Source organism: Serratia sp. Je.1.23.a, assembly GCF_051129805.1.
Classification (GTDB): domain Bacteria; phylum Pseudomonadota; class Gammaproteobacteria; order Enterobacterales; family Enterobacteriaceae; genus Serratia; species Serratia liquefaciens.
Genome location: NZ_JBCPSR010000003.1, coordinates 171,468 through 186,906, shown reverse-complemented (window position 1 = coordinate 186,906; position 15,439 = coordinate 171,468). Strand labels below are relative to the sequence as shown.

Sequence of the window (15,439 nt, the reverse complement as noted above, 5' to 3'; positions counted from 1 at the left end):
GGTGGGGCGGCGAAATCGCGAATAACGCCATGTTAACAAATCGATTTAGTGATAACAATCGACGACATAAAGTATAAAAATCTTATTTTTCAATGAAATGTGTTGAGTTTATTTCCCGCGAGATTGCGTGGCTTCACGTTAAAGGTAACAGGTTTTAGTAACACTGTTTTAAGTGATCGTCATCACGTTTTTGCCGGCGGCGATCCGCTGAGATAGGCACCTGTCTTATCTGAATGACACTGCCGGGGACGTTATGAACAACTTATTTTCACTGGATAATAAAAAAGTACTGATTACCGGCGCTTCTCGGGGCATTGGTTTTCTGCTGGCGCGTGGGTTGGCGGAGTACGGCGCTCACATATTGGTCAATGCGACCACCGAAGAAAACGCCCAGCGAGCCGTTGAAGCACTGCGCCGTGAGGGCTTCCGCGCCGATGCCGCGGCCTTTGATGTCACTAACTCCCAGGCCATTCATGCCGCTATTGAGAAAATTGAGGCGCAAAGCGGTGGGATCGATGTGTTGATTAACAACGCGGGCATACAGCGTCGCCACCCGTTTACCGAATTCCCGGAAAAAGACTGGGACGACATTATTGCCGTCAACCAGAAGGCGGTATTTATGGTGTCACAAGCCGTAGCCCGCCATATGGTGCAGCGTCAAAGCGGTAAAATCATCAATATCGGCTCGATGCAGAGCGAACTTGGCCGCGACACCATCACCCCCTATGCCGCTTCCAAAGGGGCGGTGAAAATGCTCACGCGCGGCATGTGCGTAGAGCTGGCGCGCTACAACATTCAGGTCAATGGTATTGCCCCGGGCTACTTCAAAACCGAAATGACTCAGGCACTGGCGGACAACCAAGAGTTTACCGCCTGGCTGACCAAGCGTACCCCGGCTGCCCGTTGGGGCGATCCGCAGGAGTTGATTGGCGCGGCGGTGTTCCTGTCGTCCAAAGCCTCTGATTTTGTCAATGGTCACCTGCTGTTTGTCGATGGCGGAATGTCGGCCGCGGTATAGCCGCCTGCTTATGAGAATATGATGATGAAAATTCAAACCCAATCCTGCGTGGTCAACGGCAAATATGACGTGGCGGTAGTGGAGCAGGAGGTTGAGTACCAGGGCCACGGCACGCTGGTGAAAATCACCCGTGGTGGCATCTGCGGATCAGACCTGCATTATTATCAGGAGGGTAAAGTCGGCAGTTTTCAGGTGCGTCAGCCGATGGTGCTGGGCCATGAGGTGATCGGCGAAGTGGTCGCCAGCGACACGGCTCGTCTGCCCGTGGGCCAGAAAGTGGCGTTAAACCCCAGCAAGCCCTGCGGGCAGTGTAAGTATTGCCTGGCGGATCAACAAAACCAATGTACTCAAATGCGCTTTTTCGGCAGCGCGATGTACTTCCCACATGTTGACGGCGCTTTTACCCAGTACAAGGTGGTTGATAGCGCGCAATGCATTGCGTTCGACGCCAACTGCGACGAGAAGGTGATGGTTTTTGCCGAGCCGCTGGCGGTGGCGATACATGCCGCCAGGCAGCCCGGTGAAGTGAAAGGGAAAAAGGTGTTTGTGTCCGGCGTCGGCCCGATAGGCTGCCTGCTGGTGGCGGCGCTGAAGGCGTTGGGCGCCGACGAAATTGTCTGCGCCGATCTCAGCCCGCGTTGCCTGGATATCGCCGGAGAGATGGGGGCATCCCGCTGTCTGCATGCCGGCAATGACGATTTCAGCAGCTATCAGCAGGAAAAAGGGTACTTCGATATCGCTTTTGAAGTCTCCGGCCATCCACTGTCGTTGCAGCGTTGTCTGGAGGTCACCCGCGCCAAGGGGACGGTGGTGCAAGTCGGTATGGGAAGCAGCTTCCCGGATTTCCCGCTGATGCTGTTGATCGCCAAAGAGCTGAATCTGCTGGGATCCTTCCGGTTTGTTGAAGAGTTCGCCTTGGCTGTGACGTGGCTGGCCGAGGGGACAGTCAATCCGCTGCCGCTGCTGTCCGCCGAGTTCGACAATCGTCAACTGGCTGAGGCGCTGACGTTTGCCGGTGACAAGAGTCGAGCTGCCAAAGTCCAACTGGTGTTCTGATTTTAGCCATCAGTCTGATGGCGGGGATCGGCGATCCTTGTCTATAGTTAAGGGCCGTTTCATTTTTTAAACACGGAGAACTTACCATGGCGAGAAATACGGATGCGGATCAAACCACGCTCGATGACGATCTGAGAATGCTGAGCGACACGCTGGAAGAAGTGTTGAAGTACTCCGGCGATCGTGCCGATCAGGCCTATATCGATATCAAAGCTCATGCCGAAGAGGCATTGAGTGAGGTCAAGTCGCGGTTGGCTGACACCACCGAGTCCTACTATGCGCGCGCCAAGGACGCCGTTTGCCGAACCGACGGATACGTGCGTGAAAACCCCTGGTGCAGCGTAGGGATTGGCGCAACGGTTGGCCTGGTACTGGGCTTGTTGCTGGCGCGTAAATAACGGCTTGTAGACGTTGGGCGCGGCACCCGCCGCGCCCCGATATTTACTGCCCCAATGTCACTTCCACCTGATGGATTTTGCCATCGTCTACCAGCGTTATCACAGCTTCCGACTGTTTTTCACCGTCGACGCTGATCTGCGCCGCGCCTTGCCCCTGACGAACAACCAACCGATATTCGCTGCTACCCTCCCGGTAGTTAAGCGTCACCTGTGGCCAGTCCGCCGGCAGGCGGGTATTGACGCTCAGCCGATCGCCATGGCGTTTCAGACCCAGCAGTGACTCGAGGATCAGCCGATACATCCAACCGGCAGAGCCGGTATACCAGCTCCAGCCGCCGCGACCGACGTGCGGCGCCACCGCGTAAATATCGGCGGTAACCACATACGGCTCGACCTTGTAGCGTTCCGCCGCGGTACTGTCCAGGCTGTGGTTGATCGGGTTGATCAGCGCCATCAGTTCCCAGGCGCGCTCGATATTGCCCATTTCGGCGAAGGCCATCACCGCCCACACCGCGCCATGGGTATATTGTCCGCCGTTTTCCCGCACGCCAGGCAGATAGCCGCGGATATAGCCCGGATTCGGGCCGTTGCCGTCAAAAGGCGGCGTCAGCAGTTTGATCAGGCCGGCCTGGTTGTCGACCAGGTGTTTATCCAGCGACTGCATGGCTTGCAGGCTGCGCGGCTCATCACCGGCACCGGACAGCACTGACCAACTTTGGGCAATGGCGTCAATACGGCACTCCGCCGACTGATGAGAGCCCAGCGGCTCCCCGCTGTCGAAATAGCCCCGACGGTACCATTCGCCGTCCCAGGCATGGTCACGCAGATTATTGCGCAGCGTCTCGGCCTGTTGGCGGCACAGCGTCGCCAGTTCATCGTCATGACGCGCGGTTGCCAACTTGCCGTAACGCTGCAGGATATGGAACAGGAAGAAGCCAAGCCAGACGCTCTCGCCACGCCCCTCCAGGCCCACCATATTCATGCCGTCGTTCCAGTCACCGGCTCCCATCAGCGGCAGACCGTGTTCGCCGAAGTTCAATCCGTGTTTTAACGCCCGGACGCCATGCTGATACAAGGTTTCTTGCGTTACGCTCTGCGCCGGTTGTTCATAGGACGACTCCTCGCCGGGTGCCAGTTTGCGCGCCTCCAGATAGCCCACCTGTTCATCCAGGATGCTCTGATCGTCGGTGGCGTCCAGATAGTGGCAAATGGCCAGCGGCAACCACAAATAATCATCCGAACAGCGGGTGCGCACGCCGTTGCCCTGCGGCGGATGCCACCAGTGTTGCACGTCGCCTTCGACGAACTGGCGCGAAGCGCACAGCAGGATCTGTTCCCGCAGCCGTTCCGGGGCGGCGTGAGTCAGTGCCAAAGTATCCTGCAGTTGATCGCGGAAGCCAAAGGCACCGCCGGATTGGTAGTAACCGCTGCGCGCCTGAATACGGCAGGCAAGGGTCTGGTACAGCAGCCAGCCATTGGCCAGCAAATCGACGGCCGGTTGCGGTGTCCCTATCTGCACTTTGTTGAGAATACCGTCCCAGTGCGCAGCCACCTGTTGCAACTCATCCTGCAGGTTGTCCTCCTGGAGGTATTTGTGCAGCAGCGCTTCGGCTTCTTCGGCGTTTTGCCCCAACCCGAGGGCGAACACAAAGCTGCGTTGATCGCCGTCGATCAGGCTGATGGCCGACTGCACCGCGCCGCACGGATCCATACCGGCCCCGACTTTGTCAGACAGGCGCCGCAGTTTTAGCACCGCCGGATTGGCCAGCGAACCGTTACGACCGATAAATTCACGCCGGTCCCCAGTGAGCGAACAATGCGCCCCCGAGACGCCGAAGAACGCGGTGCGATCCGAGCCGTTGCCCCCATAGTGGTTGGTCGCCAGGATACCGCAGCCGTTGTCAGACGTAGCCGCCTGGGTGACGATATGCATGGCCGACTTTTGCCGCAGATCGCCGAGGATAAACTCCACATAACCGGTAGCCGAGAGCTTGCGGGTGCGTCCTGAGGTGTTGGTTAGCGTCAGCAGGAACAGTTTTACCGGGGCATCTTTGGCCACCAGCAGGGTGAACTGGCTGTCGATGCCGCTTTCGCGGTGATCGAAAACGCTGTAGCCGAAACCGTGACGGGTCAGGTAATGGCCTCGGCCCCGGGCGGGCAGCGGAGTCGGCGACCAGAAATGGCCGCTCTCTTCGTCGCGCAGGTAGAAAGCTTCGCCGCTGCGGTCACAGATGGGATCGTTGTCCCAAGGCGTGAGACGGTATTCGTGGGCGTTTTCGTACCAGGTGTAGGCCTGGCCGCTTTCCGAAACCACCGAGCCGAACATCGGGTTGGCCATCACGTTCGACCAGGGCGCCGGGGTGATCTTGCTTTCGTTCATCGCAATCACATATTCGCGGCCATTCTCCGAGAAGCCGCCGAGGCCGTTATAGAACTGCAGCGCGGCAATGTCGGGCAACTGCGGCGAATGCAGGTTGCGCGGCAAATTATCCACCGTCGCCAGTTTCGACGAGGCGGTCACCGGCGACAGCGGTTGCTGCAGGATCTGCGGCAACTGCAGGCGCTGGTTGAGCTGCTCGGTTAAACCGCCGCGTCGATCGTCGAGGTAAATACGCGCGACGCTGAGCAGCAGACGATGATCTTCCGGTGACATATGTTCGCTGGTGCGTACGAAGATACCGCCCGGCTTATCGGTTTGGGTCGACTCCATGCCGGCGGCGATCAGGCCCATGATCTGGTTTTGCAGATCCTGACGGTAGCCGCCGATGTCCTCGTTGAGGATCACCAGATCCACCTGCAACCCTTTCAGACGCCAGTAGTTGTGCGCCTGGATCAGTTGCCGAACCAGCTCGATGTTTTCGCCGTCGGTCACGGTCAGCAGCACAATCGGCAGATCGCCGGAGATTGAATATCCCCACAGCCCAGACTGGCCACGGCGGTTATTAATGATTTCGCTGCTGGCGGCGCGCATTTCCTGCGCCGGGAAGACCACCGCGCTGGCCAGACGATTGAACAGGTTGGCGTCATCCTCATTGGCGTTCAGTTGACGCAGTACCACCTGGCTGTGCGACCAGGCCAGTTCAAACACCCGGTCTGCCAAATGGCGATCGCGGTATTTTTCCAGCATCGCCAGGCTGCTGGCGCGGTCTTCACTGACGCCATAGAAGATATCCAGTGTGAGCGGTACATTTGGTTCCAGCACCACGCGCTGACGGATAGCGATGATTGGATCAATGACCGGTCCGGCGCTGTTGCTTAACGGGGTATTTTGATACAGCGCCTGCGGATTGGCCGGGGTGCGACCGCGGCCGATAAATTTGGCGCGGTCGGTTTCGAACGATGTCTGGCTGGTGCGGCCTTGCACCGTCATCATGTGCAGTAACCACGGGCATTTTTCTTTCGGTTCGCGCGGGCGGCGGTGGCACAAAATGGCGTCTTGATCCGGCAACAGCTCGGTTTGTACGAACAGGTTGCTGAACGCCGGGTGGGCCAGATCATTGCCGGCCGGTGCCAGCACCACTTCTGCATAGCTGGTGATTTCGATGGTGCGCGGTTGCTTGCTGCGGTTGACCAACGTCACGCGGCGCAGCTCAATATCATCTTCCGGCGATACCACCACCTGCGTTTTCACCGACAGCGACCCTTGCTGACGCTGGAACTCGGCCCCGGCGTCGTTGAACGCGGCGCTGTACCCCTTGGCGGCACTACCGATCGGTTGCCAGGTATTGCTCCAGACCTCACCGGTTTGCGGGTCGCGCAGGTAACAGAAAGCGCCCCAGTTATCGCAGGTGGCGTCTTCGCGCCAGCGGGTCAAGGCCAGATTCTGCCAGCGGCTGTAGCTGCCGCCGGCTTGGGTGAGCATCAGGTGATAGTTGGCGTTGGACAGCAACTGCACTTCGGGGATCGGGGAGTCCACACGGTTGAACTCGCGTGCGGCGAAGCTGGCCGGGGTGATGGTACCCTCGTGGGTTTCGAAATGGCGGCGGGTGCTGTACAGCTCGACCGCATCCGGCACCCGTTCCTGCAGCAACAGCCGCGTTGACTGGAACGCCGGATACTCAGCGAAGCGCGCTACCATAGGCGCATCCAGCAACAGATGCGACAGGGCAAGGAAGCTCATGCCCTGGTGGTGCGCCATATAGGAACGGATGATGACATACAGTTGCCCCCGGCTTAGGCGAGCGGTGGTGTAATCCAGCGCTTCGTAGAAACCGTAGCGGCCTTTGGCCCCATTTTTCTCCAACGTAACCAGGTTATTGCAAGCGGCGTCCGGATCGACAATCAGCGCCATCACCGTGGCGTAAGGCGCCACCACCATATCGTCACCCAGCCCGCGTCTCAGGCCCAGACCCGGAACGCCAAAGGCGTGATACTGATAGTTTTGGTCGGCGTCGAAACCGAAGTAGCCGGATTCGGAAATGCCCCAGGGAACCCCGCGTTCCTTACCCCAGGCAATCTGCCGCTCCACCGCCGCATGGCACATCTGCACCAGCAGTGAATCAGGGTAGGCAGGCATCACCAACTGTGGCATCAGGTACTCAAACATCGACCCACTCCACGACATCAGCGCGGGTTCGTGGTCGATCACGGTGAACAGGCGGCCAAGTGCGAACCAGCTGCGCTGCGGTATCTGATTGGTGGCGATGGCGACGTAGTTGGTTAAACGAATCTCGGAGGCCAGCAGGTCGTATTTACTGCTGTCCATCTTGTTTTGATCGCAGTTAAAGCCAACGGTCAGCAAATGGGTTGATTCGTCATACAGGAAGTTGAAATCCATTTGCGCCATTTTTTCCAACCGCTGCTGCAGGCTTTGCAACTGCGTCAGACGTTCCTGCGCTAGCGCACCCGCCGCGCTCAGCTGATTTTGCTGTTCCGGCGACAGCGTCAACTGGCCAGGCGGGTTAGCCAGCCAGTGTAGGCTGGGCACCTGCTCCAGTTCGGGCATGCCGTCACTCAGCCAGCCGAACCACTGCGCCCATTCGGCACACAGTTCGTTAAGCTGCTGGTGCAAGGCTCCGGCCCAGCGTTTGGTTTCCTCATCATGATTTAGCGCCGGTTCCTGCAGCCCGTTGCTGTAGTTGCGCATGGCGTTCAGTTCCGCCAGCAGGGCTGCCGGGTGGCTGTGGTGGGCCTGCTCCCAATGGTTGCGCAGCTTCGACAGATTTTTCGGTGCGGCGTCGCCCCAGTGCTGTTCCAGCAGTTGCAGGCTGTCACCAAGACCGGTCAGCACCCGCAGCGGATCTATGGCCGGCTGGTGGGCCAGTGCCGGCAAGCCGGCGCTGAGCGTCAGCAGGTGACCGGCCAGGTTACCGCTGTCGACGCTGGAGATATAACGTGGGTTCAGCGGCTCCAGGGTGCGGGTGTCGTACCAGTTGTACAAATGGCCACGATAGTGTTCCAGCCGATCCAGAGTGTTGAGCGTCAGTTCGATGCGCCGCAGCGCGTCGCTGAGCGTCAGATAGCCGAAATCATAGGCGGTGAGGTTGGCCAATAACGACAGGCCGATATTGGTCGGTGAGGTACGGTGCGCCACCACCGGCTCCGGTATTTCCTGGTAGTTATCCGGCGGCAGCCAGTTTTCCTGCTGGTTGACGAAGGTATTGAAGAAGTCCCAGGTTTGGCGGCTGGTTTGGCGCAGAAAGCGCCGTTGTTCATCGCTGATGGCGGTTTTGCTGCGCTGCGGTTCCTGGCTGAGGTAGTACAGCAGGAACGGCGACAGGATCCACAGAGTGGCGAACGGCAATGTGATGATCAGCGCCATTGGATTATGCAGGAAACTGAACAACAGCAGTGCGGCACCGGCGACCGGGTTGATCCACATCGCGCGATAGAAGTTTTCCAGCGTGACCTGCTGACGAGCCTTGGATTGATCGTAGCTGGTCCACTCTTGCAGATTGCGCTTGCTAATCAACAGTCGCCACAGGGTCACGGCAATCGCTTTCAGGCTGTACAGCGCTTCATGCGGCAAGGTCGCCAACCGTAGCCCGACCTGTGCCAGGCGATGTAGCGAACCGTTCAACGCCAACAGCAAATGTTGCAAGAAAGGCCTGCGCGGCGGTTTGCGTACCACATCCTGTATCAGTGCCAACAGCGTCGGCAGCAGCAGAATGATAGCGAAAATCCCTAGCCAATAACGGGTGTTAGGCAGCCAGACAAAACCGCAAAACAGTAACAGCAACAGGCTGGGTGAGGTCAGGCTGCGGCGCAGGTTATCGAACAGTTTCCAACGCGACAGGGTGCTCAGCGGATTGGCGGTGCGGCTGCCATCTTCGGTTTTCACCCGTGGCAGAAGCCAGTTGAGCAATTGCCAGTCGCCGCGGATCCAGCGCGTGCGGCGCGCGACGTCCACCAGATAATTGCTGGGATATTGCTCGTACAGCAGCACGTCGCTCAGCAGGCCGGAGCGGGCGTAACAGCCCTCCAGCAGATCGTGGCTCAGTACCAGGTTCGCCGGGCAGGTGCCTTTCAGGCTGTGGGAGAACACGTCCACGTCGTAAATGCCTTTGCCGATAAACGAGCCTTCGCCAAACAGATCCTGATAGATATCCGAGGCCATCAGCGTATAGGGGTCATTACCCGGCGTGCTGCTGCACAGGGCGGCATAACGGCCCTGGCCGTAGCTGGGGATTTCTTCGGCCATGCGCGGTTGCAAAATGGCATAGCCTTCAACCACCCGTTGCTGGCGCGCATCGTACTGGGGCTGATTGAGCGGGTGCGCCATCGCAGCGATCAGCTGATGGGCGCTTTCGCGTGGCAGGACGGTATCGCTGTCGAGCGTAATGACATACTTGACGTTTTTCAGCACCTCCAGCCCATCGCCAATCTGCGTGCAGAAGGCGTTACCTCGGTTGCGCAGCCAGTCGTTGAGCGCATTCAGTTTGCCGCGTTTTCGTTCCAACCCCATCCATACTCCCTGTTTTTCATTCCATTCGCGGTCGCGGTGAAACAGGAAAAAGTGGCTGGGCCCTTCGCAGGGATAGCGTCCGTTCAATGCTTCCATCTGTCGGCAGGCGTAATCCAGCAGGGCTGCGTCGTCCGCATGCCGTTGTTGGGGCGCATCGTTGAAGTCGGTGAGCAGGGCAAAGTGCAAATGTTTCATCGCGTTGCCCAGATAACAAACCTCAAGCGCATTGATCAGTTTATCGACGCCGCTTTTGCTGTCGATTAACGTCGGGATCGCTACCAGGGTGCGGAATTCAGCGGGAATACCGCAGGAGAAATCTAACCGCGGCAAGGGTTGCGGCGTGCGGCTGCGGGTAGTGACCTCGCTGAGTAAATTGAGCACGAACTGGCTGACCACGATAGCCATGGGGAAGAACAGCAGCACCAGTCCCCAACTGATGCCGGTGCTGTATGCGTGACGCAGCAGTTCCGCGCAAAATGCGGTGGTGATCAGGCTTAGGCTGCCGAGCCAGGAAAGCAGCGGCGCCTGACTGAGCGCATGGCGCAATTGGGTAATGCGTCCGAGTTTTACCTCTAATTGCTGTTCCAGCTCGGGGCGACCATCGTCAACCAGGTAGTAACCGATGTGATTGCGGCGTGGATCGCTGGACGGGTCTTCAGCCGCTACGCGCGCCATATTAAGCACGTGTTGAGCGACCTGCACTTCATTACGTGGACAGTGGCGCGCCAGCATTTCGATCACGTGGCGGTAGTTGTCGCGGGTTGTGAAGTGCATCAAAGGGTAAACACCGGCGGGATCTTCACGCAGGGTCTGTTCTACCTGGCTCATGGTTTCGACAAATTCTGCCCAATCCATTTCGCTTAGCTGGCGCAGGCCGGAGATGCTGTTGCTGACCGACAGCTGGCTGACGGCCAGTTGCTGGTTAAAGCGGTGGATCAATTCATCTGAGGTCAGGCTGACTTCCGCCAGACGCTGCTCTACCCAGGTGAGTGGGAGCGCCAGCATGGTACCGTGCCCCTGCAGGCGGCGCACCAGCTCGGCAACAAAGGCGCTGGTGCGTGGGGGATTGGATCGCGCCATATCGGCGATCACCACGATCAGGTTGGCGGGATCGTTTTCCGCCGACTCCAGCATTTTCGTCACCCAGCTGTCGGCCAGATTGCGTTCCTGCTGGGCCTGCGCGACTTCTACGCTGACGCGGCGCAGGTTTTCGATCAACGCCAGGCGCAGCATGCCGGGCAGCGCCCAGAGTTCGCCGAGCGTCAGATTGACTTCTTTTTGATAGGCGGCGATATATCGCGTGAGGCTTTCTGCGTCCCAGTGGCCGTCACCGTGCGCGATGGCTTCGGCAGCCACGTCATAGATCCGCGGACAGTTATGCGGCGGCGCCAGCTGCGGCAGACCGCGACCGAAGGTTTTCGGCAAGTGGTGGCGCACAACGCGGATTTGTTCTTCAATCAGATAGTAATTGTCCAGCAGCCATTCGCCGGCGGGAGTCATGCTGGCTTTCTTGCCGTTGCTGAGCTGGTGGCAGCTTTCCGCCAAAATGCGTTCGTTGTCGTCCAGACGCTTCAGCAGGTAGTAGGGCGTTTTGCGGGTTGCCAGCTTATGGGAACGCGCCAGGCGTTGCCCGTAACGCTCCATTTGATCGACAGAAAACAGTTCTGCCTTAATGGCACCGCCGCTGTTGTCAGGAGCATCTTTTTGACGCCGCAGCGGCAATGATTTAATTTTCGAATTTTTACGTTGTTTTTTTAACCAATTGATTAGTATTTCTTTCACACAAAAGCTCCTTACATCTGACCCAAAGGACAGCCGGTGAAACCGCTGGGAGAGCGTGAACATCCTGTTTTTAGCGCCAGTAAGATCTGGCGTGGGTTCACAGCAGGCAGGAACATGCTTTCTCAGTATAGTCGTACAATGCATTCTTGGCCGCTTTTTGAGCTGATTGTTTAATTTTAATAAACAATTTGCGGGCCCTGCCGTTGGCGTTATGACGCTATTTTTCCGCCGTTGATCCTTGATTTACCGTATAATTCCCTACATTAAGTTTGGTTATTGAGGTGGCCGTGGAACAACTTTCGGCATTGCTGCGGCGATTACGCCGGCAGTTTGAACAACATTTTCCCGTGGCGGGCGGCTTCCGCCAGCTTGCACTTCCCGTTCCCGCGCCGTTGACCACCCCCTTGCTGGCATGGTTAGCGGCACAGCCGACATTCCCTCAGTTTTACTGGCATCATCGCGACGGACATGAAGAGGCCGCGGCCTGCGGTGCTCTGCGCCTGTTTACCCAACCGGAACAAGCACAGGCATTTCTCAAGGCGCATGAAGGTGCGCGTGTGTGGGGGCTGAACGCCTTCGATGGCACAGCGCATTTATTTTTGCCACGCCTGGAAATTTTGACCCGCGAGGGTGAAACACAATTAATGCTGAATCTGTTTTCTGAAAGTTCGCTACGCGACGATGCGATCGTCGCCGAGTGCTGGCTGGAAAATAGCGTGGCTGCACGGCCTATGACGCCATTAAAGGCGAAAGTGAGAAAGGTGCAGCATCAACCGGAACGTGCCGGGTGGGAAACCATGTTGCACGAAGCGCTGAAGGCGATAGATCGGCAACAGATGGAGAAGGTGGTGTTGGCGCGCAGTACGCTACTGACGCTGGATGGCCCGCTGTTTGCGCCGGCGATGATGGAAGCCAGCCGCAGAGTGAACCACCGATGTTACCACTATATGCTGCGATTTGATGCAGATTCCGCCTTTCTCGGTTCCAGCCCGGAAAGGCTGTATCTACGCAAGGGGCGTCAACTGCTGACGGAAGCTCTGGCGGGCACCGTGGCTAATCACCCCGAACACCAACAGGCTCAGGCCCTGGCGCAATGGTTGCTGCAGGATGGCAAGAACCGGCGTGAAAATCTGCTGGTGGTGGACGACATCTGCCAGCGCCTGCAAGGGGGAGCTAATGCCGTGGATGTGTTGCCGCCGGAAGTGGTGCGTTTGCGTAAGGTGCAGCACCTGCGGCGCCGTATTGAAGGCCGGCTGAAACGTGAGGACGATGCCGATTGCTTGCATCGGTTACAGCCTACGGCGGCGGTCGCCGGCTTGCCGCGTCAGGCAGCACGCGAATTTATCCTGCAGCATGAACCCTTCTCCCGCGGCTGGTATGCCGGTTCTGCCGGCTATTTGTCCGCGTCCCGCAGCGAGTTTTGCGTATCGCTACGCTGCGCGCAGTTAGACGGCGACCGATTACGGCTGTACGCCGGGGCCGGTATCGTGAGCGGTTCCGACGCCGCCGAAGAGTGGCTGGAGATCGAAAACAAGGCCGCCGGGTTGCTGACGTTATTACAGCCAGACGCTTTGCCCTGAATTTCCCTGCTTGGGTTACGGATTTATTGAGAGAACGGCGCGGTGAGTGTAAACTGCGTGTGATTTTTATGTTTATTTTTTGTTCTAAATCAATTAATTGTCTACCATAAAGTCACCGGGATGTACGGCGTTTTTGCGCTGGCGCAAAAGTCGTAAAGATAACTACTCATATAATGCAGAACATCATTTTGGCATGCCGCCGATCGGCGGGTGCCAGAGGCAGATTCTGTTAACCGACTTGTGAGCGAACTATGTCGACAAGTGTTTTTAATCGCCGGTGGGCGGCGTTGCTGTTGGAAGCGCTGGCTCGCCATGGAGTGCGGCATGTTTGTATCGCTCCGGGATCGCGCTCTACGCCTTTGACGCTGGCTGCGGCGGCCAACAAGTCTTTTATCTGCCATACCCATTTTGACGAGCGCGGGCTGGGCCATTTGGCGCTTGGCCTGGCGAAGGCGTCGCGGGAGCCGGTGGCGGTCATCGTCACTTCCGGCACCGCGGCCGCCAACCTGTACCCTTCCTTGATCGAAGCCGGGCTGACCGGCGAACGGCTGGTGTTTCTCACGGCCGATCGTCCACCTGAGCTGATCAACTGCGGTGCCAATCAGGCCATCCGCCAAAACGGCCTGTATGCCAGCCATCCATCTTTGAGTCTCGATCTGCCGCGCCCGACGCCGGATATTTCCGCCAGTTGGCTGGTTTCCACCCTCGACAGCGCCATGGCACGTTTGCATCACGGCGCGCTGCATATTAACTGCCCCTTTGCCGAACCGCTGTACGGCGGCGATGAGCAGCAGTACGACGATTGGTCCGCGACGCTTGGCGACTGGTGGCAAGGCAGCCAGCCCTGGCTGCGCGAAATGGATCCGCACGTGGTGCTCAAACAGCCGGACTGGTTCTTCTGGCGGCAAAAACGGGGCGTGGTAGTGGCAGGCCGCATGAGTGCGGAGGAGGGTGAGCAGGTGGCGCAATGGGCCGCCATGCTCGGCTGGCCACTGATAGGCGACGTTTTGTCTCAGACCGGGCAACCGCTGCCCTGTGCCGATTTATGGTTGGCTCAGCCGCAGGCGCAAAAACGGCTGGCGGATGCGCAACTGGTGGTGCAGTTCGGCAGCAGCCTGACCGGTAAACGCCTGCTGCAGTGGCAGGAGCAGTGCCAGCCGCAGGAATATTGGTTGATCGACGATTTACCGGGGCGACTCGACCCGGCGCACCACCGGGGGCGGCGCATTCGTTCCAGCGTGGCGCAGTGGCTTGAGTTGCACCCGGCCCAGCCTCGCACCCCTTGGGCAGATGAACTGACGCAGCTGGCGGATAACGCGCTGGACGCGGTCTCGGGCCACCTGGTCAACCGCTTTGGCGAGGCGCAGTTGGCGCACCGCCTGCCGGAGCTGCTACCGGAAAACGGCCAGCTGTTTCTGGGCAACAGCCTGATCGTACGCTTGATTGATGCCTTGACCCGCTTGCCGGCGGGTTATCCGGTGTTCAGTAACCGCGGTGCCAGCGGCATCGACGGCCTGATCTCTACCGCCGCAGGCGTGCAGCGGGCCACCGCCAAACCAACGCTGGCGGTGGTGGGGGATCTTTCCGCCCTGTATGACCTGAACGCGCTGGCGCTGCTGCGTCAATGCTCTGCGCCAACGGTGCTGATCGTGGTTAATAATAATGGCGGCCAGATTTTTTCATTGCTGCCAACGCCGGAAGAAGACCGGCAGCGCTTCTACTGCATGCCGCAGGACGTGGAGTTCAGCCATGCCGCAGCGATGTTCCAACTCGCTTACGCCCGCCCGGAAAACTGGGGACAGTTGCTGCAGGCGGTGGAACAGGGGTGGCGCCACAGCGGTGCCACGCTGATTGAGCTGCAGGTGCCGCCGAGCGATGGTGCACAGACGTTGCAGCATCTGGTGCAACAGATGGCGGAGCAATAATGCTGGCGACAAAAGTCTTGCAACAGGGCGAAGCCGATCGGCCCTGGTTAATCTGGCTGCATGGCCTGTTGGGCAACAACAATGAATGGCGGGTGATCGCTTCCCGCTGCCCGGAGTGGCCGTCGCTGGCGATCGACCTCCCGGGCCACGGCGATTCCGTTGCGGTGACCTGCAGCAGCTTTGACGATATCAGCGCGCAAATCAGCAGCACCTTGCAGATGCACGGCATCGAACGCTATTGGCTGGTGGGCTATTCATTGGGTGGGCGCATAGCCATGTACCACGCCTGCTGCGGCGATACTACCGGCCTGCAAGGGGTAATTATTGAAGGCGGAAATCCCGGACTGGCCGATCCGGCCCTGCGTGCTCAACGTTTGACGCACGATGCGGCCTGGGCGGAACGTTTCCGCCACGAACCCATTGAACAGGTGCTGGCGGATTGGTACCAGCAGCCGGTCTTCGCCAATCTCAGCGCGGTGCACCGCGATGCGCTGATCGGTGCCCGCAAGGACAATTCCGGCGCGGCAGTGGCGGACATGCTGGAAGCCACTTCGTTGGGCAAGCAGCCCTTTCTGGTGCCGCAATTGCAACAGCTGGCGATACCGCTGGTGGTGTTGTGCGGTGCCGACGATCACAAATTTCAGCAGTTGGCGCGTGACGCCGGGTTGCCGTTACGCATCGTGCCGCAGGCCGGGCATAACTCGCACCTGGCCAATCCGCAGGATTTCGTCGCCGAACTGCGCACTTTTCTCGTTAACCCTGGTTAAAGGAACAGA

The 15,439-nt window shown here is 58.7% G+C and carries 7 protein-coding genes; 6 read left to right on the top strand and 1 reads right to left on the bottom strand.

From position 1 onward, the window contains the following. The first annotated feature begins 253 nt into the window (after nucleotides 1–253). The 3 genes from idnO to elaB all read left to right on the top strand — a co-directional run bounded on the left by idnO (nucleotide 254) and on the right by elaB (nucleotide 2,472). Nucleotides 254–1,018: a gluconate 5-dehydrogenase gene (idnO, locus tag AAZT04_RS13105; RefSeq protein WP_020827829.1), complete on the top strand. Its 765-nt coding sequence runs from the start codon at nucleotides 254–256 to the stop codon at nucleotides 1,016–1,018. Nucleotides 1,019–1,042: 24 nt separating this feature from the next. Further along, on the top strand, nucleotides 1,043–2,074 hold the full coding sequence (gene idnD, locus AAZT04_RS13100) for an L-idonate 5-dehydrogenase (protein WP_048763018.1): 1,032 nt from the start codon (nucleotides 1,043–1,045) through the stop codon (nucleotides 2,072–2,074). 86 nt (nucleotides 2,075–2,160) lie between these two features. Further along, complete coding sequence (elaB, locus tag AAZT04_RS13095; protein ID WP_020827827.1) at nucleotides 2,161–2,472, top strand: stress response protein ElaB; 312 nt, start codon at nucleotides 2,161–2,163, stop codon at nucleotides 2,470–2,472. A gap of 43 nt (nucleotides 2,473–2,515) precedes the next feature. Here the strand turns inward: elaB and AAZT04_RS13090 are convergent, their stop codons facing one another. Then, on the bottom strand, nucleotides 2,516–11,158 hold the full coding sequence (locus AAZT04_RS13090; RefSeq protein WP_434680443.1) for a GH36-type glycosyl hydrolase domain-containing protein: 8,643 nt from the start codon (nucleotides 11,156–11,158) through the stop codon (nucleotides 2,516–2,518). 287 nt (nucleotides 11,159–11,445) lie between these two features. Between AAZT04_RS13090 and menF the strand changes: the two genes are divergently transcribed. The 3 genes from menF to menH all read left to right on the top strand — a co-directional run bounded on the left by menF (nucleotide 11,446) and on the right by menH (nucleotide 15,430). Further along, on the top strand, nucleotides 11,446–12,738 hold the full coding sequence (gene menF / locus AAZT04_RS13085; protein ID WP_130016465.1) for an isochorismate synthase MenF: 1,293 nt from the start codon (nucleotides 11,446–11,448) through the stop codon (nucleotides 12,736–12,738). Nucleotides 12,739–12,989: 251 nt separating this feature from the next. Further along, entirely contained in the window at nucleotides 12,990–14,663 is a 1,674-nt protein-coding gene (gene menD / locus AAZT04_RS13080; protein WP_115058422.1) for a 2-succinyl-5-enolpyruvyl-6-hydroxy-3-cyclohexene-1-carboxylic-acid synthase, read from the top strand. Next, entirely contained in the window at nucleotides 14,663–15,430 is a 768-nt protein-coding gene (gene menH, locus AAZT04_RS13075) for a 2-succinyl-6-hydroxy-2,4-cyclohexadiene-1-carboxylate synthase (RefSeq protein ID WP_048763024.1), read from the top strand. The genes menD and menH overlap by 1 nt, the downstream gene beginning before the upstream one ends. Nucleotides 15,431–15,439: the final 9 nt, after the last annotated feature.

Excerpts from the sequence above, each read along its gene's own strand:
- idnO (WP_020827829.1), top strand. The coding sequence starts at position 254 with ATGAACAACTTATTTTCACTGGATAATAAAAAAGTACTGATTACCGGC.
- idnD (WP_048763018.1), top strand. The coding sequence starts at position 1,043 with ATGAAAATTCAAACCCAATCCTGCGTGGTCAACGGCAAATATGACGTG.
- elaB (WP_020827827.1), top strand. The coding sequence starts at position 2,161 with ATGGCGAGAAATACGGATGCGGATCAAACCACGCTCGATGACGATCTG.
- menD (WP_115058422.1), top strand. The coding sequence starts at position 12,990 with ATGTCGACAAGTGTTTTTAATCGCCGGTGGGCGGCGTTGCTGTTGGAA.
- menH (WP_048763024.1), top strand. The coding sequence starts at position 14,663 with ATGCTGGCGACAAAAGTCTTGCAACAGGGCGAAGCCGATCGGCCCTGG.